A 19981-nucleotide genomic window follows, 5' to 3' on the forward strand; every position below is an offset into this window, starting at 1 on the left:
ACTATGATCCTAATCACAGGCGGGACCGGCTATATCGGTTCACATACAGCAGTAAAGTTATTAGATCAAAACGAAGATATAATAATATTGGACAATCTGTACAATTCCAGAGCGGAAGTAATTGACAGTATTGAAGCCATAACAGGCATAAGGCCTAAGTTCTATCAAATTGATTTATTGGATATAAATGGGTTAGAACAAATTTTCAAAGAAAACAAAATAGACTGTGTAATTCATTTTGCAGGGCTTAAGGCTGTGGGGGAATCTGTTGCGCAGCCGCTTAAGTATTTCAACAACAATATTACAGGCACAATCAATTTGCTAATGATAATGCAGAAATACAACTGCAAGAAAATCATATTCAGCTCATCTGCAACTGTTTATGGTACAACACAAGAAATGCCGCTTACTGAAAACTCTCCATTAGGGGTTACTAATCCTTATGGCAGGACTAAACTTGTCATTGAGGAAATGCTAAGGGATTTGTATGCTTCTGACAATGAGTTTGCAGTGGTGCTTCTCAGATATTTCAATCCTATAGGTGCACACAAGAGCAGGCTCATAGGAGAAAATCCCAACGGAATTCCAAATAATCTTATGCCATACATATGCAAAGTAGCTAAAGGGGAACTGACTCATCTAAATGTGTTTGGAAATGATTATGACACTGTTGACGGAACCGGAGTCAGGGATTACATACATGTTGAAGATCTCGCTGATGGACATGTGAAGTCAATAAACAAAGTCAAGAATAATAGCGGTTTATTTACATATAACCTGGGAACAGGAAATGGCTATAGCGTTCTGCAAGTGGTGAGCGCCTTTGAAAAAGCTAACAACATCAAAATAAGTTATAAGATCACGACAAGAAGAGCCGGCGATGTGGCAACAGTGTATGCTGATACCAATAAGGCTGAAGAAGAATTAGGTTTCAAGGCACAGTATAATATAAATGAAATGTGCAGAGACTCATGGAACTATGCTTCAAAGCATTAATTTAACTTAACTCCAAATGCCCTGGTGACATTAAACCCCGGGGCATTTTCATTGAACGCAACACTTTTTCATAAGTAATCGACAAAATACGACAATCTTAACCGGTTTCTTGAAACAAAAATTTCGAACTTACTAAAGAACAAAGCATTAAATGAACATCCTCTGAACTATCTTGCCATAAGAAATTACATAAAGAAAAACAATACATTAAATACGTTTAAAAAAGTAAATACTTTTTTATTTAACGTTTGTGAATAAAGTATTTATCTCAAGTACTTGATTTTAACATTTCATGTGCTATAATAAAACTATTGACATAATATGCAATAATTTACAGATTTACATAATATTTTGGAAATTTAAATAATTTGAAAAAGGCAAACTAATTGAAAGATTAGGACGCAAAGCTAAGAAGTCTAAGGCACAACAAATTAATGCTACGATAGTTCAGCTGCTAAAACAATTATTTATTTATTTTTTTAGTGGCTATTTTTATGCCAAATTATGACATGATAGTTTATGACAATTAAATTGCACTGCTAACAAATTATTATTAATAATGAATAGTAATTTGGTTAACATCTGTTGTGATACTCTAAAATTTCAACAGCTTTACATGGTTCGCACATAGGCAATAAAATTTGGGGGTATTATAAAAATTTAATAATATAACTATAAAGAAATAATGTCAAATAACAATAGGGGTATTGAAAAATGACTATTTATTTAAGTGCGTATTCACTTCTTAACAAGTATCGCAGATACATTCCTCTGCTAATAGATACTTGCATAGCTATGCTTTCTTATGTAACACCTTATGCCATCTCAGGCATAAATCCAATCAAAATTGAAATCATTCGTAATACAATCCTAATTTACACAATTATTTATATTGGAACATTTATTGCCTTGAAGACATACAGGAATATGTGGAGGTATACTGGCATAGTTGATTTATACCACTGTATTTGTGCTTCTCTTTTGGCTAATGCTCTTTTTTATTCTGTCACTAGATTTCTTGATATAAAAATATATTATTATGTATATCCATTTGCAACAACTTTATCATCAATGCTCTCTATAACTGCAAGAGTGGTATTCAGGTCCATACTGATAATTGGTAAAAATAAAAGCGTAAGTGAAGGCGACAAAGAAACCAATGTAATGATAGTTGGAGCTGGACAAGCAACATATATCATGCTTGGTGAAATCAAAGCTAATAACCATAACCACTATAATGTTAAATGCATAGTTGATGATGATATTTCAAAGATAGGAAGAAGAATTTATTTTGCCCCTGTAGTTGGAAATACTAACACTATAAAAGAAATGGCCAAGAAATATGACATTGAAAAAATAATCATATCTATACCATCCATAGATAAAGAAAACAAGAAAAGAATTTTAAACCTCTGTGCAGAAACACAGTGCAAACTAAAAATCTTACCGGAAATATACAGCTTAATAGATAATAGAGGTCAAAAGGATTTATTAAGTAAATTAAGAGATGTACAAGTTGAAGATCTCCTGGGCAGAGAGCCTATTGTCCTGGATTGTCAAATGACAAAAGAATACATAGAAAATAAAGTTGTACTTGTCACAGGCGGCGGCGGTTCCATAGGTTCAGAGCTTTGCAGGCAGATAGCTTCTTATTCACCAAAAAACCTGATAGTACTTGATATCTATGAGAACAATGCATACAGCATTCAGCAGGAACTAGTCCGTAACTATGGCAATGACCTGAACATGGAAGTTCAAATAGCTTCTGTAAGAGATAAAAACAAACTGGAACAAATATTTTCAACAAGAAATATTGATATAGTATTCCATGCAGCAGCACACAAACATGTGCCATTGATGGAACATAACCCTGAAGAAGCAATAAAAAATAACATAATGGGTACATACAACACAGCCTGCATGGCAGATAAATATAAAACAGACAAATTTGTTCTCATTTCTACTGACAAGGCAGTCAATCCAACTAATGTTATGGGGGCTACAAAAAGAATCTGTGAAATGATAATTCAGGTCTTCAATCAACGCAGCAAGACTGATTTTGTAGCAGTAAGATTCGGTAATGTATTAGGAAGCAATGGCTCAGTAATACCATTGTTTATGGACCAGATCCGTACAGGTGGCCCAGTAACCGTAACTCATGAAGAAATAACAAGATATTTCATGACAATACCTGAAGCAGTACAGCTTGTACTTAGGGCAGCTAAAATAGCCACCGGCGGGGAAATATTTGTACTGGATATGGGTGAACCTGTAAAGATAAAAGACTTAGCATATAATTTAATAAGATTAGCAGGACTGGTTCCTGACAAAGACATAAAAGTTACATATACAGGTTTAAGACCTGGAGAAAAACTGTATGAAGAGCTGTTGATAACAGAAAAAAGCGGACAAACCAAGACAGAAATTGATAAAATATTTATTGAAAAGCCAACGTATGTCAATGAAGTCCATCTGCTTGATGCTATAAGTAATCTTCATAAAGCAGCTCTGAATCTGGAAACTGAAACTGAATTGAAATTGATAGAAAACTTAGTTCCAACATACAAAAGGACTCCAAACAATAATAATAAATCAAAAACAGAATATGAAAAGCCAACTCTTAATAAAAATGAAGACAATTTAGTATTTAGAGTTGAAACAGCATAAATTAATGCATAAAAGTGGAATTAGCAATCCTTAAATAGTACATGAACATATTGTAGTTTAAGAATTTACTTACTAAGGACGCAGAATGCGTCCTTAATTTTCAGTCAGTAAAATTGTTTGTTACATTTAATTGGACACATTATAATATTTTAGTTAGGTGGGTATTAGAAATGAATTATTTAATTGTTGTAGCACATCCAGATGATGAAGTTTTAGGTGCAGGAGCTACGATGTACAAGCTTGCGCAAGAAGGGCATTCAGTAAATGTATGTATTCTTTCCGGTAATGTTAATGCAAGAAACAATCGTCCTAGTGCAGATGAACTAGCTTTGGATCTTGATTGTTCATCAAATATATTAGGCGTTGATAAAGTAATTACGGGAGACTTCCCAAATATTGAATTTAACACTGTACCGCATTTAAATTTAGTACAATTCATTGAAAAAGTAATAATAGAAACCAAGGCTGAAGTAGTATTTACCCACCATCCAGCAGATTTAAATAACGATCATTTGCATACCTCACTTGCATGTCAAGCTGCTGTGAGGTTATTTCAAAGAAGGCCAGAATTAACACCTCTTAAAGAACTACTTTTCATGGAAGTTCCTTCAGCAACTGAATGGGCATTAAATAAAGCAATGAATCAATTTAATCCAAATACATTTATTGAAGTAGGTGAAAAAGCGGTAGACAATAAGATAGAAGCTCTATCTCAGTACCGTGGTGTAATGAGAGATTACCCTCATCCAAGAAGTAATGAAGCATTAAAAGGGTTAGCAGCTTATAGAGGTGGACAAGCTGGGATGGTTTATGCAGAAGCTTTTGAAAGTGTATTTAGGAGAGTTGTATGATGTTCTATAAATTCTTTAAAAGAGCCTTCTGCATTATCGCCTCACTCTTGGGAATTATTGTGACATCACCGTTATGGCTTATCGCTGTGGTGGGAATCAAAGTATCAGACCCTGGTCCCGTGTTTTATATGGCGAAGAGAATTGGTAAGGACAACCGAGAGTTCAGAATGTTCAAGTTCCGATCGATGAGGGTTGACCGAGATGCAGGTGAACATAGCTTTAAGGCTGATACAAATAGAGTATTCCCATTCGGTGCTTTTTTACGTGCTAGCAAGATAGATGAATTACCTCAGTTACTCAACTGTTTGGTAGGAGACATGGCAATTATCGGACCGAGGCCGGCTTCAAAGGACCAAGTATCGGTAGTTAGGGCTGGAAGGTATTCAGTAGTAAGTACTGTAATCCCTGGCTTGTCAGGTCCGTCTGCTCTTTACGATTACATATACGGTGACACCATAGAGGATGAAATAGAGTATGAAGAACTTGTTCTACCTACCAGATTGGAATTGGATAGATTTTATGTAAGTCACATCTCTTGTGGCTTTGACATTAAGATGATTTGGTGGACAGTGCTTTGTATTCTGTACAGTTTTAGTCACGGTGAAAGCAAGGCAACAAACAAAATATTGGAAGAGCTAAAAAGTTTTGTGGCAGAAGAAGCCACTGTTAAAGGATGATGATATTGGTGGATATAGAAAACACAACTGTTCTTGTCACTGGTGCAAGTGGCATGATTGGTAGACATCTGGTCAAAGGGCTTCTCGAAAAGGGTTATAGCGTGATTGGCTTGGCTAGGCGAAAAACTGAACTAGGGGAAGAAATCAAGAATTATAAGCAGTACGTTATCGACTTGGCAGATAGGGAAGTATTGGAAAATATATTTGCTGATAACAACATCACACATATTATTCATCTTGCGGCATTAGCCCACACAAAAGACGTGATTGATTTGTCTGAAGCTGCTTATCGTCAAGCAAATGTGATTAATGCACAGAATGTTTTTGAAGTTACAAAAGATACCAACATTCTCTTCATCAGTACGGTAGACGTCTTCGGATTTACCAAGGGTGTTGTGTCAGGTGAGACAGAAGTACACCCGATATCCATTTACGGCAAAACAAAAGCTGAAGCAGAGGAGATACTGAAAAAACAAGGAGGAAAGTTCAATATTTATCGCTTCTCACCTGTATACACAGAAGAAGTTAAGCGTGATATTCAAAAGCGATACTATCTGAAATATCCTGATTGGGCATATATCGTAGGTAAGGGTTCAGAGTATGAGGTGCTCAATATTAAAAAGGCTGTTCAAGTAATGGTTAATTGGGTCTCTACTGAACCTGATGGAATGATAAGGGTTATTAAGGATGAACATAGGCTTGAGACGGCAAAAGTCATAGAACATGAGCGTAAGGAAGGCAGGGCTAAGCATGTTCTGCATTTTCCACGCTGGATGGTAGTATGTGGCTACGTAGTAGCAAGAATAACAGGAAAGAACAAATATACATATCTTCTTAGTAAGGCGGTATATCCATTGAGAAGTGAGTAAGGGGGGGCATAGATATGAGTTTTAAAGGAAAACGAGTTTTGATACTTGAAGGATATGCCAGACAATCTTTACCATTTATTAGGGAGTTTAAAAAACAGGGATGTATTGTTTCAGTACTGTGTGATTCTAAACTTGATGTTGCATATGCATCTCGCTTGCCTGATTATAAGATAATAGGAGTATGTAATCCTGAACGTTATGATGAAACTGTCTCATGTGTTAGAGAATTATTAAAGACTAGAAGGTATGATATGGTCCTACCATTAGTAGATTTTTCTGCTAAGATACTTTCTACTAATAAAGCTGAATTTAGCAATTATACAAAAGTGGCCTCAAATGATAAAGAAGTATTTGATAAATCACAAGATAAACTATCAGTAATGATGGAATGTATGAGCAATAGTATCCCATGTCCAAGAACTGCTATAAACATTAAGAATTTTGAGGATATATTAAATTCTGATTTAGTATTTCCTATTATTATAAAGCCAAGACGAGAGTGTGGAGCGAGTGGATTTATATATATTAAAGATGAGGTTGAATTACAAGAATATATTATGGGTCTTGACATTTCATTAGAAGATTATGTTGTTCAGGAGTTAATTCCACAAGATGATCTGAATTTGTCATGCAATTTATTTATAGATAACAACGGAGAGGTTAAAAGTTGTTTTATTTATGCAAGTCATCGATGGTTTCCATTAGAAGGGGGTACTGGAACATTTAACACTACAATTTATCGTGAAGATGTTAAAGAAACTTGTATCAAGTTAGCTAAACTTATGAACTTAAGAGGAGCCGTTGGTGTGGATTTAATTCATGATCCTAGGGATAATGTAGCAAAAGTATTGGAAATAAACCCAAGAATAATGGCTTGTGCACAAATTGGGTTTGATGCAGGTGTTAATCAGGCACAACAAATACTTGAAAATGAACTGGGAAATGAAGTTACATCAATGATGAATTATAAAAACAATATTTCTATTAGAATGACACAAGCTGATATTTTGTGGTTTTTGAAATCTAAAGATAGGTTCAATACAAAGCCTTCTTGGTTCAAGATTAAAAACACAAAGGATCAAATATTTGATATAAAAGATCCGCTACCATGGTTTAGTTTTACACTTCAAGCTATTGCAAGGTACAAGAGCAAGATGCATAAAAAGGGAAGTAAAACAGTACTAAATACCTCAAAATAGGAGAGTCTATAATGAAAAAAATTTATGAGTACAATGGTTTTTCGTTTCATGAATACAATCCTACTATTTTTAGACCGTTTTATGTAAATTTAGAGCCAATTTCGATGCGTAAAAGGCTTAGATTTTTATTAGCTTACTTTGCTGGATATAAGGTGTATTATATGGCAAAAGATGACGAATATATTGGTTACTGTGTTGTTGAGAATGGAAGAGATATAAGGTATAAATTCGCTACAAACAAAGATATATTAGTTGGGCCGTACTTTGTTAAGGAAGATTACCGTGGAAGAAAACTTTCTGTTATGCTACTGGAAGTAATATTACATAATATAGGTCTTAGATATAATTATGCTTGGGATTATATTAAAAAAACAAATATTCCTAGCATTAAAGCTTCATCTAAAGTCGGTCTTTCGTATTTTAGTGATGCTACGATTTCAAGTATAACAAGACAATTAGTTTTGTTACAAGATAATAAAGGTGATTATTGCATCATGAGGTATAAAAATATAAAAGCTTGATGGATTAAGCAATCAATTGTTAAACTTGGCTTTAACATATGGTATGAACAAAATGATTAGTTGCTGATGATTACTAAGGCATTAAGAAATTTCAACTGATGTCAACACGTTATGAGGATACTAAGATAGGGGGTATAAAATGGCTGACTTAACAGCAATTATTTTAACAAAAAATGAAAGTAAAAATATTATAGAATGTCTTACATCTATTAAAAATCTTGCGAAGAGAGCTGTCATAATCGATAGTGGTAGTGATGATAATACAATAGAATTAGCCAAACAGCTTGGTGCTGATGTTTATGTCCATCCTTTCGAGAACTATGCAAGACAGTTTAATTGGGGATTAGACAATGCAAATATATCTACTAAATGGGTTTTACGTATTGATGCAGATGAAAGATTTACACCTGAACTGTGCAAAAAAGTCGAAAGAATGATAGAAATCCATGATTCAGATGATATAAATGGATTCACACTAGAAGCTTGGCTATATTTTATGGGGAAACGCTTAGAGCATGGTGGTGGTAGAAAAAGAAAACTTATGATTTTTAAATATGGGATTGGAAGAATTGAAGATAGAAAAATGGACGAGCATACAATTCTATCAACAGGAAGATCTATAGCATTGAAAGAAAAGTTTGTTCACTATGATTTCAAAAATTTAGATTTACTAGTTTCAAAGTATAATTGGTATGCCACAAGGGAAATGCAAGACTATTATGAGTATCAAGAAGGCATAAGTAGAAATGAATTGAATTTATTAGACGAGAAGATATATAAAACTAGGAAGAAGAAATATGGATTTTATTATAAAATTCCTTCTTTTTTACGTGCGTGGATGTTATTTGTATATAATTACATATTTAGGTTAGGCTTCCTTGATGGTAAAGAAGGTTATATATATCACTTTTTATATTCTTTTTTCTATCGTTCATTAGTTGATGCTAAAATATATGAACAAAAGAAAACTAATGCTCCATTTAAAGAAACTGGAGATTTGAAATGAGTGATGATAAATCAAAGCGGTTACGCATATTATCTATGCAACGTATTTGATTTGTTTTACAAGTATACGGAAAGTTTGGGTTACGAGGTTATTTTCGTTTACTATAAAGTTAAACTTATCTTATTTGTTTAAAGCTCATTGTATAATAAATTTGAGCAAGTAATGAAAATGATACTTGAGGTGACTAATGAAAATCTTAATATTAAGTTCTGTGGACTATGGGCTAAACGGCATTTCCATAGTTATTGAAAGATTGTATGCAAACAAAATCTTTTCAAATGAAGATGTTACATTTGTTTTTCCAAATACGAGTGAGATTGGAATGATAGATGTTCTTAATTCTTACGGGTATAAAGTAAATATAATGAACCGTAATTCAAATCCAATGAAATACTTCTTTAATTTATTGAGGTTCATGAAACAGAATAATTTTGACATTGTTCATGTACATGGAAATAGTGCAACCAATACAATAGAAGTGCTTGCTGCAAAGATAGTTGCCATTCCGATAAGAATTATGCATGTTCACAGTGCGTCATGCAAACACATAAATATAAATCGTGTTCTTAAGCCGACATTGAATTATTTGTGCACTCATCGCTTTGCATGTAGTCAACAAGCCGCAGAATATTTGTTTGATGATAGAAAGTGCCATATAATTAAAAACGGATTAGATGTAAAAAAATACGGTTTTGATATATCGGAAAGAAATAATTTAAGAGCCGAATATAAAGTAAATGATAATCTTGTTATTGGTCATGTTGGGGGCTTTTCTGATGTAAAAAATCAGCGGTTCTTAGTTGACTTGTTTTATAGCTATCATAGTGAACATCCGGCATCAAAATTGGTATTGGTTGGCGATGGTGGCTGTAGAAAGGAAATACAGAATAAAGTGGAAAAACTATCCATATCCCAAGATGTACTATTCCTTGGCAATCGGAATGATGTATATTCACTGTTAAATATGATTGATTTATTTGTCTTTCCATCAATACATGAAGGTTTCGGCGTTGCTCCTATAGAAGCTCAAATTAACGGATTGCCTGTTATCGCATCAGAAGGTGTTCCTCGATCTATAAAAATCAACGACAATGTTTATTTTTTATCGCTCGATGATGACATTTCAGTATGGGTGAAACAAATTGAAAACATTTCTTTAGTAAGAGAGAGCAATTCGGTTGAAAAAGTTTTGAATGCTGGATTTGACATTAGTGATATATCTCAGAATATATTGATGCTTTACCAGGAGTTAAAGGGGGAAACAGCATGCAAATAACAATTTTTGGAATTATTTGGACAATAATTTTGGTTTGTTCTTCCATTTCCAATAGTACCAGAACACTTTTATTTTTTACGTTATTATCAATGATATTTCAGTGCAATAATATCCTTTCTATTGGTGGAATAGGCATTGGTGTTCAAATTTTTACTGTATCTTTTACGGTTGTAAGGTTTTTGTTGTTGCGAGCTAAAAAATTAAAATATCGAGCAGTATCAATAGTCACAGGGATATTGTTCATGTTACTCTTTGCTATAGTAATAAGTTTGATATACAATGCATCTTTCGAGTCTATTAATATTATTGGATTTTTGATGATTGCGGTGTATTTTGTTTTTGCCGTCATTATCACAAAAAAGAAAATAAATATTGATTATAAATGGTTGGAACATGCTGAAAATATTATTATTGTATTTGTTTTGGTGATAGGTGCTTTTCAGGTATTTAGTAAATTAGGATTCTCGTTATTCGATGGTTTTCTTCGTACTTTTATTTATAATGATATAGACAATAGTAATGTTATTTTTAATTATAAGTCTAGTACAGCGTTCTATTCTACTTTTATGGAACCATCTTACTGTGGAGCATTTTTGGTTGCCGCATTTTCGTCAGTTATTACAAGGAGAGATATAAATATAAAGAACATTGTACTTTCGGGTTGTTTGATAATAGCAATATTATTGACGCGATCCTCTACTGCATTTGGCGGATTAGCCATAATGTTATGCATGTTGTGGTTTGTTCGGTCTAAGAAAAAAATTTATAAATTGTTTATTCCGATTTTTATTATAACGTTGATATGGATGTTTACCTTTAATATAGAAATTTTAAATCAGGTTATATTTAAAAAAATTGGAAGTAAGGGTTCATTTTCTGTTAGAAGTAATTGGAATCAACTTGCCTTACGGGCATTTTATCAAAGTCCATTAACCGGGATCGGCTTTAAAAATGTTCGGGCAAGTAGCATTTATATCAGTCTTTTAGGGGAAATTGGTATTTTGGGAATAGTACCTTATTCAATAATGATTATACACAGTGTAATTGAGTTTATAGAGAAAAAGACAGCAGAATTAGTTAAATCGAAATATTTGTTTGTGTTCAGTATTATAGTTTGTCAAATTATCGCCTGTCCAGATTTGAATTTTAGTCCTTTTTGGTTAGGTATATATTTGTTATTATTATCAATGCGTTGCGAAACAAATATAGTTGTAAATAATGGAGGTGGACAAGTATGAAAATTGGAGTTATAACATTTCATCAAGCTTTGAACTATGGAGCTATACTACAAGCGTATGCGTTTCAAAAATTTGTTGATGAAAATTTTACTGATGTGGAAATAGAACTTATTGATTACAGATGTCCTTATTTTAGTCAACTGTACAGTGTAAATAATCAAAAAGGTAATAACTTTGCCAAACGAATCTTAAAGAAAACACATTTTATGATAAAAAGAAAATTGTTTTCTTCGTTTATCAAAAAACACATTGCTCTCAGCGACACATATACAGAAAATACAATTAAAAATGCTAATGATAGATATAATAAATTCATAGTAGGTAGCGATCAGGTATGGAATCCTAATTTAACAAATCATGATAAAAATTACTTGTTGACGTTTACTGATGTAAACAAGCGTTATTCGTATGCAGCATCTATTGGATTAGCGGAAATCCCTCAATATGTTTCCAATGACTACCTCTGTGAATTAGGTCGATTTAGTAAAATATCCGTAAGAGAAAATCAGGCAATCAAAACGATACATAAATTGGGGGTTACTTCAGTTTCGGTTGAACAGCATATTGATCCGACATTATTGCTTACTCGTAGTGAGTGGGATATGGTCTGTGTTCAAAAGAAAGAAATCAAAAAAAAAGATTTTGTTTTAATATTTACAGTTGATTATTCTAAGGAGCTTATTGATGAAGTAGTGTGCTTTGCACGAAAAAAACAATTGGATGTTTATTATGTTGGGCAACGCACTAAAAATCCAAATGTTAAATATATTCCCTTGATTTCTATTGAAAAACTATTGGCTTTATTCAGCAGTGCGAAATATGTTTTCGTGAATTCATTTCATGGAACAATATTCTCAATCATTTATCATAAACAATTCTATGTTCGCCTTGCACATACAGATGGACGAAATAGCCGTATTATAAATTTGCTGGAAAAGGTATCACTAACGAACAAAACCAGTGTTGAGTTTATTGATACTACTATTGATTGGGGATATGTTGAGCAAGTGATCGATTCGGAAAGACAAAGATCAATGGAGTACATTGCGGAGATAATTAACGATGAGAGTTGAGCGGACAAAAAATAGTATTCGGAGTACTGTGTTCGGATTGATAAATAGATGTATCAATTTATTGATACCGTTTATAATCCGAACTGTTATGATAAAAAAACTCGGCTCTGAATTCTTGGGCTTAAATAGCTTATTTATTTCAATAATTCAAGTGTTAAATTTGACAGAACTGGGTATCGGCAGTTCTCTTATATATAGCATGTATAAACCGATAGCCGAAGATGACATAGATACATTAGGTTCCATGTTGAATTTTTATAAGATAATTTATCGGTTTATTGGATGTGTTATTGCTGTTATTGGTGTAGTACTTATTCCAATACTTCCTTATATTGTAAACATGGATGAATTACTAGGAACAGGAATTAATTTATATGTTTTATATCTGATTTATCTGCTTAATACGGTCATAAGTTATTTCTTTTTTTCGTATAGAAAATCTTTATTAACAGCATATCAAAGGCAAGACATAATTAGTAATATTAACAGCTTAGTTCATCTAATGCTCTATGCTTCTCAGTTGCTTGTATTAGTCGCCTATACGAATTATTACATATACACCATTTTGATGCCTGTTTTTACTGTTTTGGATAATCTTTTTGTTGCTGTTATAACCAATAAAAAGTTTCCCCAAATTATAAAAAACAAATGCAATAAACCGACGGAACTTAAGGCGATTTTGGGCAATACCAGATATATTGTTGGACATAAAATAGGTGCTGTAATGATCCAATCGGCAGATAGTATTGTTATTTCTGCGTTTTTAAATTTATCTATACTAACCATTTATGGTAATTATTATTACGTTATTTCTGCACTTATAGGTTTTATAAATGTGGGATATAATGCTATTCTTGCCGGTGTCGGAAATAGCATTATTACAAAAAGTAAAAAACAAATATACGATTTGTTTTTAGATTTATCGTTCTTAATTTTCTTTATTATTGCTTTCTGCACCAGTTCTTTATTGAGTCTATATCAACCTTTCATGAAAATGTGGATGGGAATTGACTATTTATTGCCAATGAACACGGTTGTTTTGTTTTCGATATATTTTTATGTTTGGCAAATAAGAGTGATTGGATTGAATTTTAAGGATGCGGCTGGAATGTGGAAGGATGATTGGTTAAAACCATATGTGGGCATAGTTTTCAACATAATCTTGAACATAACACTTGTGGTGAATATTGGAGTTGATGGTGTTATATTAGCTACGATATTTGTAATGTCACTGATATATTTTCCATGTGAAATATTTGTACTTCATAAACACTTGTTTCAAACAACGAAAAAGAATTATATGTTAAGACAGGTATTGTATTTTATTATTACTGCAATTGTGTCAACATTAACATATTTCATTACGGATCAAATTAAAGCTAATGGTATTATTGGTTTACTTGTTAAAGCGGTAGTTACCTTTCTGTGTTCTGCATTGTTTTTGTTCCTATCGTGTTACTGGATGCCGGAACTAAAAAATATTTTACAAAGGGTGAAAACTATATGGAAAAGAAAAAGGCATTAAACAATATAGATTTATGGGATTTAGATAACATGTGTTGCGGTTGTACTGCTTGCTTTAATGTGTGTCCCACGAAAGCTATAACAATGACCTCTAATGAAAGAGGTTTTTATGTCCCATCGGTAAATGTTCTAAAGTGTATCTCTTGTGGATTATGCAAAAAGGTATGTCAAATTGAAAATATTCCACAAAGAAATAAGCCTTCTGATAAATATGGTATTGTAAATCATAATAATGACCTTCGAATGAAATCTTCATCAGGTGGACTTTTTTCAGCGATACTAATGAAAATGTTTGAACAATACCCCAATAGATTTCATTGTTTTGGTGTAAAATTTGATGATGATTTAACTGCTATACACTCATGTGCGGATTCGCTTTCGGAATGCGCAGATTTTAGGGGGTCTAAGTATGTCCAAAGTGATTTGAACAATGTATTTACACATATCGGTCAGCTATTACGACAAGGTGATACGGTTATGTTCACAGGAACTGGATGTCAATGCGCAGGGTTAAAGAACTATATCGTAACAAAGCATATTGATGATTCAAATTTGTTTGTTGTAGATATTGTATGTCATGGTGCACCTTCGAATGGGTTGTGGAAAGATTATATTAAGGCAATAGAAGATACAACTGGTCAAAAAATCTTATCTTATAAATTTAGGAACAAAGAAGATGGTTGGAGAGGTCTGCATCCTTTAGCTATACTTGCTAATGGTGATATGGTTGAACGGAATAAGCTGTTTCTATCCTATGGTCGATTCTTTGGAAGACTATCGTTAAATGTACCGTGCTATTCTTGTAAATACGCAAATACAAAACGTATCGGTGATTTAACTATGGGAGATTATTGGGGAATTGAGAAATCTGATTGCTCGTTTGATGATGGTAAAGGTGTATCACTTTGTCTTGTGAATACCCAAAAAGGAAAGCTGATATTTGACGGTATCAGAGAGAGTATTGAAAGTTATGAAATAAAAGACACGAGTTATCTTCAGCCGCAGCTTTGTGCACCAACATCAAGGAATATTTTATCAAAAGATTTTTGGAAGGATTATAAAAATAAAGGCTACATGTATGTGGTAAAAAAATATACAGGGCATAGTAGAGGATATAGTGCTGTTATGAAGATTTTTACGAAGATAAAAACGATTTGCTTTATAAGGTGGGCACCCCCTAAAATCTAAAAAAAATATACTCTAAAAGGTGTCCTAAAGCTTATACTGAAGGATGAGAAAATCAAAGAAGGCTCACACTGAGATTGAAACAAAAAAAGGGGTTTCTGTTTTATTAGTTAATAAAAATAAGGGACAATATTAATAGATGAGTTAACAAAATACTGATATGACACCAATATACTGGACACAATGCTATGAATACAAATTACTTCAAGAAAAGAATTGATAGAGAAGAATCAAGATAAATAATAAAAAATATATATGGTTAACTGTGTCCATAAAAATGGGGCTGATTTTTAGAGCTTTGTCAGGAAAACTCATTTTTTCAGATATAATTTCTGATATAATTATAGATTAGTAAAAATAGGAATTTTCTAAATAAAAAAAGCACTGTATATATGTATATGTAGTAAAAAATAATAAAAGATGTTTTGCTTTTTAAACTTATTTATTATAAGCTAGCCGAGTTTCCATTGGTGTCATCTGATTATATGTATGTATTCTATAGAAGTTATAAAAGAAAATATATTGTTCTACAGCTTGTTCAACTTCGGATTTTGAATAAATTTTATAATGATAAAGGCTTTCGGGTTTAGTATAAGCAGCAGATGTAAATTTGGTTCCCTAGTCACTATATATGATTATAGTTGCAACTTTATTACTTCCAACTGATTTTAAGGCCTTATCAAAATGTTGAACAGGCATATCAGGGGCAACAACATTATTAAAAGAATAAAAAGATGTATGAAGAAAGATCCAAAACAATTCCTCCGAAATTTGTTGAGTTTGAAAACGTACATCAAGAAAGGCGTAAAACTGTCGTCCGTAAAACGACTGTGGTCTATAGATAGATGGTTATATTGAGAAGTATAAAGTTATAGAATATAATTATGACTTCAGTGATTGCTGGCAGTTTATTATAACAATAGAGAATAATACATTGAAGTATTATTAGGTAAGGAATAATTGAAGCTTTTCTTTATTGAGAAGTTTTCGTTAAATAGAAGTTAAAATTTCAAAGGGGGATTAACCATGAGTAAAAAAGATAGCAAACATATAGTTCTATTATTATTTGTTATTATCATTTTATTTTTAAATGGTTGTGAGGGGGAAAGTTTAGACAGTGCAAAGGATGACGTATATGTAGATGATTTACTCATTTCAAGGAATGACGGCAAAGTTATGCTTCTAAGTATAAATGATGAAGTACTTAACGAATTTGACAATATAACTCCTATTTTAGCTAACGGATTGATACCAGTTAAAATAAAAGGAGCTTGGGGTTATGCTAACAAAAAGGGAGAAGTTGTTATAAATCCGGAGTATATAGATGTATCACCATTTTTAGGAAAAATAGCAGCGGTAAATATAAAAGGAAAAATTGGTTTTATTGATCAAAAAGGCAATCTCATTGTAGAGCCGCAATATCAAGGAGTAATATGTTACAGTGAAGGTTTATGGACTGTAGATAAAAATGGATTAGTGGGATTTGTTGATGAAAGCGGAAACGAGGTAATTAAGTGTCAATTCATATTACCAGATGATGCATTTCCGCAAGCATATAAATTTGCAGATGGTATAGCTGCTGTGTATATTGATGATGGATATGCATTAATAGATAAAAAAGGAAATGTTGTTTCTGAAGATATTGTGGATTCTTTTGAAGCGGGACGAAAACTATCTAATGATGGCATGATTAAATTTATGAAAGACGGCAAGTATGGGTTTATTAATGCAAAGGATGGCAAAACAGCCATAAATGCATTGTATGATTATGCTGATGATTTTTCAAACGGTCTATGCTGTGTCGCATTAGAAGGCAAATGGGGATGTATCAATAAGGAAGGTAACTATGTAATTGAACCTGCCTTTGATTACATTGGCGGATTTTCAGAAGGAATGGCCTGTGTAATAATCGATGAAAAATATGGATTTATTGATGAAAGCGGCAAAGTTATTATTGAACCTATATATGAAGATGTTGCTGATGGCTTTTCTGATGGATTAGCTTGTGTTAAGTCAGATGGTAAATATGGAGTAATTGATAAAGAAGGCAAATTTGTTATACAGCCAATATATGAAAGTAATATAACACTTTCAGATGGAATGGGAATGTTTTATGAAAATGATAAGGTTGGATTTATTGATGCACAAGGAAATATTATAATAAAACCTGAACTTGATCCAAACTATGTCAGACATTTTTCTAACGGATATGCTTATGTTAGATTAGAAAATATTTGGCGCAGAATAAATAAAAACGGTGAAATTGTAACAACTTATGGTGATGAAAGTGTGGACATGGAGGTAAATAAAAGCTATTCTTCATTTATGGCAACAATGAAAGATTTATTTGATAATGATTTGGATTTAGTATTCGGTTATGACGGCTTTGCAATTTTTTATGATTCTGACACCGGGTATAACGGTGGAATTATAAACAGGGATGGTGAAATCATAATAGAACCTAAATACAGTGTCCTCGAACGAATAATTGACAATGATGCATTGGATAAAATGTTAAAATTAGAATAATTTAAATTCTTTAAATTATAACAAAGGCAGTTTTGGTTCATATATACACTTTAATCAAGGAGTTAATTATGATTTGACAATAAGATACATATAAGTTAAAATTTACATAGAATAAAATAATTTTAGTTGAAATTTTAAGTTTTTTGTCGATATAATTAGAAGTGAGTGTTTTGAGTTTTTATGAAACAATCATTAGTTATATCTATGCTAAAAGGAGAAATGTAATGTACGAAAATGAAGATTATGATGTGATTGAGCTTAGGGAAATTTTTCTCATATTGAAAAAGTACCTTGTTCCGGTAATCATAGTGCCGATTATTTTTGCGGTTATTGGAGCATTAGTCAGCATTTATTTGATTAATCCGGTTTATGAAGCTTCTACCACACTCATAGTAAGACAAAACAAAGATTCAAATGAAGAAATCAATATTACTGACGTTAATTTAGGGAAGAGTCTTGTATATACATATGCTGAGATGGCAAAATCCAATACAGTCTTAGAAAATACAAGAAATTCATTGAAACTTAATGAATTAAACGGCGATTCCATATCAGTGTCACCTGTAAAGGATACGCAAATTCTTAAGGTATCAGTTCAAAACACAAGTCCTCAGTTAGCAATGGATATTGCTAATACGCTCGTTGAGGAATTCACTGTTGAAATTGTCAGAATAACTAAGTCAGACAACGTGGCTGTTGTGGATTATGCAACATTGCCGGGATCACCGATCAAGCCTAATAAAGTCATGAATACAGCCATAGCTGCAGTGTTAGGTGAAATGATAGTCTTATTAATTATTTTCCTTAAGGAGTACTTGGACAATACAATTAAATCTGAAAAGGATATTGAAAAATACTTAGGTGTGGCCGTAATTGGGACAATACCTAATTTCAACCAGGGGGGAGAAAAGACAAATGGAAAGATACAAAGTAAGAGACGATCAGAAGTCTCCCATAGCAGAAGCGTACAGGAAAATTGCAACTAACATACAATTTGCAAATTTAGACAGCAACATAAAGACTATTATGGTTTCAAGCTGTATGGCCAGCGAAGGCAAGACAACTACAATCAGCAATTTAGCAAGCGTAATGGCTGAATTAAATAAGAACATACTTTTAATTGATCTTGATTTAAGAAAACCGACCGTTCATAAGCAGTTCAACTTATCTAACAGAGCCGGATTGACAGATTTGCTTATGCACAAGGATGATTATGTTGGTTATATACAGAACGTACATCCGGGCTTAGATGTCATTACTTCAGGTAAAATCCCTGCAAATCCTACAGAGGTTATAAATTCAAATGCAATTAAAGAGTTGATAAAAAAACTGTCAGGACAATATGACTACATATTTTTAGACACTCCGCCGCTGGTGTTGGTCAGCGACCCTTTAACTATTGCAACATATTCAGATGCGGTTATATTAACTATTGCCCATTCAGAAACAGAAAAAGAAGTTATAAGAAGGTCTATTGATAGTTTAAAACAAGTTAACGCTAATATAATCGGGACTATTTTAAACAAAATGCCTGTATCAAAACACAATAAGTACTATTACAGCTATTATTAATGAATTTTGGTGGTTACTATGATTGATATGCATACCCATGTTTTATTTGGTGTTGATGACGGAGCCAAGACAATTGATGATTCCCTGGGTTTAATAAAGGAAGAAGTAAATAAAGGTGTCAGTAAAATTATTTTAACTCCCCATTTTAAGAAAAAATATGGAGAAACAAGCGTAGAAAAAATAAATGAAAACTTTAAAGTTTTAAAAGAAATAGTATGTGAGGAAAATTTAAATGTAGAGTTATTTTTAGGGTCTGAGGTTTACTTGGATCATAACTACTATGACACCCTATGGAAGGAACCAATAATTACTCTGGCAGGTTCAGACTATGTGTTAATAGAGTTCAGTATGACGGATATACCAAAAAACATTCCCGAAATATGCTACGAGGCAAATCTCAAGGGTTTCATACCTATTATAGCTCATGTGGAAAGATACGATACCTTATATGACAATACTCAATTGATTAGAGATATATTAAATGAGGGTGCTCATTTTCAAATAAATGCTTCTACTATTGTAAATAAAGAAGAAAAAGAAAGCTCTAAGTTTGTAAATTATTTGCTGAAAAATGAACTTATCAGTTTTGTTGCTTCTGATGTTCACAATAGAGATTCAAGAGCTTTTTATTTAGATAAAGCATACAGTGTGGTTAATAAAATTTGCAGTCACAGCTATGCTGAAAAAATATTCAAGGAAAATCAAGAAAAAGTTATAATGAATAAATACTTTGATAGCCCTAAATTAGAAATTAAAAAGGGTTTTATGTCAAAGTTATTTAATAAAAAATTATCATAA

The 19981-nt window shown here is 32.5% G+C and carries 17 protein-coding genes, 1 pseudogene and 1 riboswitch; of the genes and pseudogenes, 17 read left to right on the forward strand and 1 reads right to left on the reverse strand.

Features of this window, described 5'->3' with window-relative positions; translation table 11 throughout:
* Positions 1 to 3: 3 nt before the first annotated feature.
* The 13 genes from galE (at position 4) to LY60_RS11410 (ending at position 15085) form a co-directional block, all read left to right on the forward strand.
* Positions 4 to 996, forward strand: coding sequence for a UDP-glucose 4-epimerase GalE (gene galE / locus LY60_RS11350; protein WP_145083673.1), 993 nt, complete (start codon positions 4 to 6; stop codon positions 994 to 996).
* Between the two features lie 366 nt (positions 997 to 1362).
* Positions 1363 to 1455: riboswitch (cyclic di-GMP riboswitch) on the forward strand.
* A gap of 255 nt (positions 1456 to 1710) precedes the next feature.
* Positions 1711 to 3663 carry a polysaccharide biosynthesis protein gene (locus LY60_RS11355; RefSeq protein WP_145083676.1) on the forward strand — a complete coding sequence of 651 codons (1953 nt, stop codon included), beginning with the start codon at positions 1711 to 1713 and terminating at the stop codon, positions 3661 to 3663.
* A 170-nt stretch (positions 3664 to 3833) separates the two neighbouring features.
* A complete protein-coding gene (locus LY60_RS11360) occupies positions 3834 to 4514 on the forward strand; it encodes a PIG-L deacetylase family protein (protein WP_145083679.1) in 681 nt (226 codons plus the stop codon).
* Positions 4514 to 5191 (forward strand): sugar transferase, encoded by a 678-nt coding sequence (locus LY60_RS11365; protein WP_145084002.1) that lies wholly within the window; start codon positions 4514 to 4516, stop codon positions 5189 to 5191. Before LY60_RS11360 ends, LY60_RS11365 begins: the two co-directional genes overlap by 1 nt.
* An 8-nt stretch (positions 5192 to 5199) precedes the next feature.
* Positions 5200 to 6060, forward strand: coding sequence for an NAD-dependent epimerase/dehydratase family protein (locus LY60_RS11370; protein WP_246145428.1), 861 nt, complete (start codon positions 5200 to 5202; stop codon positions 6058 to 6060).
* Positions 6061 to 6074: 14 nt separating this feature from the next.
* Positions 6075 to 7259, forward strand: a complete 1185-nt coding sequence (locus LY60_RS11375) for an ATP-grasp domain-containing protein (RefSeq protein WP_145083685.1) — start codon at positions 6075 to 6077, stop codon at positions 7257 to 7259.
* A gap of 11 nt (positions 7260 to 7270) precedes the next feature.
* Positions 7271 to 7780, forward strand: coding sequence for a hypothetical protein (locus tag LY60_RS11380; RefSeq protein WP_145083687.1), 510 nt, complete (start codon positions 7271 to 7273; stop codon positions 7778 to 7780).
* Positions 7781 to 7919: 139 nt separating this feature from the next.
* Positions 7920 to 8786 carry a glycosyltransferase family 2 protein gene (locus LY60_RS11385; protein WP_145083690.1) on the forward strand — a complete coding sequence of 289 codons (867 nt, stop codon included), beginning with the start codon at positions 7920 to 7922 and terminating at the stop codon, positions 8784 to 8786.
* 187 nt (positions 8787 to 8973) lie between these two features.
* Positions 8974 to 10062 (forward strand): glycosyltransferase, encoded by a 1089-nt coding sequence (locus tag LY60_RS11390; protein ID WP_145083693.1) that lies wholly within the window; start codon positions 8974 to 8976, stop codon positions 10060 to 10062.
* Positions 10053 to 11300: an O-antigen ligase family protein gene (locus LY60_RS11395; RefSeq protein ID WP_145083695.1), complete on the forward strand. Its 1248-nt coding sequence runs from the start codon at positions 10053 to 10055 to the stop codon at positions 11298 to 11300. Before LY60_RS11390 ends, LY60_RS11395 begins: the two co-directional genes overlap by 10 nt.
* Positions 11297 to 12373, forward strand: a complete 1077-nt coding sequence (locus LY60_RS11400) for a polysaccharide pyruvyl transferase family protein (RefSeq protein WP_145083698.1) — start codon at positions 11297 to 11299, stop codon at positions 12371 to 12373. The genes LY60_RS11395 and LY60_RS11400 overlap by 4 nt, the downstream gene beginning before the upstream one ends.
* Positions 12374 to 12461: 88 nt before the next feature.
* Positions 12462 to 13898 carry a lipopolysaccharide biosynthesis protein gene (locus tag LY60_RS11405; RefSeq protein WP_145083701.1) on the forward strand — a complete coding sequence of 479 codons (1437 nt, stop codon included), beginning with the start codon at positions 12462 to 12464 and terminating at the stop codon, positions 13896 to 13898.
* The gene (locus LY60_RS11410) at positions 13877 to 15085 is read left to right on the forward strand and encodes a Coenzyme F420 hydrogenase/dehydrogenase, beta subunit C-terminal domain (protein ID WP_145083704.1); all 1209 of its coding nucleotides are present in this window, start codon (positions 13877 to 13879) and stop codon (positions 15083 to 15085) included. The genes LY60_RS11405 and LY60_RS11410 overlap by 22 nt, the downstream gene beginning before the upstream one ends.
* A 435-nt stretch (positions 15086 to 15520) precedes the next feature.
* Here LY60_RS11410 and LY60_RS18390 read toward each other — a convergent pair.
* Positions 15521 to 15658, reverse strand: a pseudogene (locus LY60_RS18390) (IS3 family transposase); the annotation flags it as partial.
* Between the two features lie 450 nt (positions 15659 to 16108).
* On the opposite strand from LY60_RS18390, the gene LY60_RS11420 reads away from it, so the two are divergent.
* From LY60_RS11420 to LY60_RS11435, 4 genes are all read left to right on the forward strand, one after another.
* Positions 16109 to 17611, forward strand: a complete 1503-nt coding sequence (locus tag LY60_RS11420; RefSeq protein WP_145083708.1) for a WG repeat-containing protein — start codon at positions 16109 to 16111, stop codon at positions 17609 to 17611.
* Between the two features lie 224 nt (positions 17612 to 17835).
* Positions 17836 to 18597, forward strand: coding sequence for a YveK family protein (locus tag LY60_RS11425; RefSeq protein ID WP_145083710.1), 762 nt, complete (start codon positions 17836 to 17838; stop codon positions 18595 to 18597).
* A complete protein-coding gene (locus tag LY60_RS11430) occupies positions 18527 to 19183 on the forward strand; it encodes a CpsD/CapB family tyrosine-protein kinase (protein ID WP_145083713.1) in 657 nt (218 codons plus the stop codon). Before LY60_RS11425 ends, LY60_RS11430 begins: the two co-directional genes overlap by 71 nt.
* A gap of 18 nt (positions 19184 to 19201) precedes the next feature.
* On the forward strand, positions 19202 to 19981 hold the full coding sequence (locus tag LY60_RS11435; RefSeq protein ID WP_145083716.1) for a tyrosine-protein phosphatase: 780 nt from the start codon (positions 19202 to 19204) through the stop codon (positions 19979 to 19981).

Source organism: Sedimentibacter saalensis (genome assembly GCF_007830175.1).
Classification (GTDB): Bacteria; Bacillota; Clostridia; order Tissierellales; family Sedimentibacteraceae; genus Sedimentibacter; species Sedimentibacter saalensis.

What these genes read in the sequence shown, in the direction of transcription:
- galE (WP_145083673.1), top strand. Translation starts at nt 4, where the DNA reads ATGATCCTAATCACAGGCGGGACCGGCTATATCGGTTCACATACAGCA.
- LY60_RS11355 (WP_145083676.1), top strand. Translation starts at nt 1,711, where the DNA reads ATGACTATTTATTTAAGTGCGTATTCACTTCTTAACAAGTATCGCAGA.
- LY60_RS11360 (WP_145083679.1), top strand. Translation starts at nt 3,834, where the DNA reads ATGAATTATTTAATTGTTGTAGCACATCCAGATGATGAAGTTTTAGGT.
- LY60_RS11365 (WP_145084002.1), top strand. Translation starts at nt 4,514, where the DNA reads ATGTTCTATAAATTCTTTAAAAGAGCCTTCTGCATTATCGCCTCACTC.
- LY60_RS11375 (WP_145083685.1), top strand. Translation starts at nt 6,075, where the DNA reads ATGAGTTTTAAAGGAAAACGAGTTTTGATACTTGAAGGATATGCCAGA.
- LY60_RS11380 (WP_145083687.1), top strand. Translation starts at nt 7,271, where the DNA reads ATGAAAAAAATTTATGAGTACAATGGTTTTTCGTTTCATGAATACAAT.
- LY60_RS11385 (WP_145083690.1), top strand. Translation starts at nt 7,920, where the DNA reads ATGGCTGACTTAACAGCAATTATTTTAACAAAAAATGAAAGTAAAAAT.
- LY60_RS11390 (WP_145083693.1), top strand. Translation starts at nt 8,974, where the DNA reads ATGAAAATCTTAATATTAAGTTCTGTGGACTATGGGCTAAACGGCATT.
- LY60_RS11395 (WP_145083695.1), top strand. Translation starts at nt 10,053, where the DNA reads ATGCAAATAACAATTTTTGGAATTATTTGGACAATAATTTTGGTTTGT.
- LY60_RS11400 (WP_145083698.1), top strand. Translation starts at nt 11,297, where the DNA reads ATGAAAATTGGAGTTATAACATTTCATCAAGCTTTGAACTATGGAGCT.
- LY60_RS11405 (WP_145083701.1), top strand. Translation starts at nt 12,462, where the DNA reads ATGATAAAAAAACTCGGCTCTGAATTCTTGGGCTTAAATAGCTTATTT.
- LY60_RS11410 (WP_145083704.1), top strand. Translation starts at nt 13,877, where the DNA reads ATGGAAAAGAAAAAGGCATTAAACAATATAGATTTATGGGATTTAGAT.
- LY60_RS11420 (WP_145083708.1), top strand. Translation starts at nt 16,109, where the DNA reads ATGAGTAAAAAAGATAGCAAACATATAGTTCTATTATTATTTGTTATT.
- LY60_RS11425 (WP_145083710.1), top strand. Translation starts at nt 17,836, where the DNA reads ATGTACGAAAATGAAGATTATGATGTGATTGAGCTTAGGGAAATTTTT.
- LY60_RS11430 (WP_145083713.1), top strand. Translation starts at nt 18,527, where the DNA reads ATGGAAAGATACAAAGTAAGAGACGATCAGAAGTCTCCCATAGCAGAA.
- LY60_RS11435 (WP_145083716.1), top strand. Translation starts at nt 19,202, where the DNA reads ATGATTGATATGCATACCCATGTTTTATTTGGTGTTGATGACGGAGCC.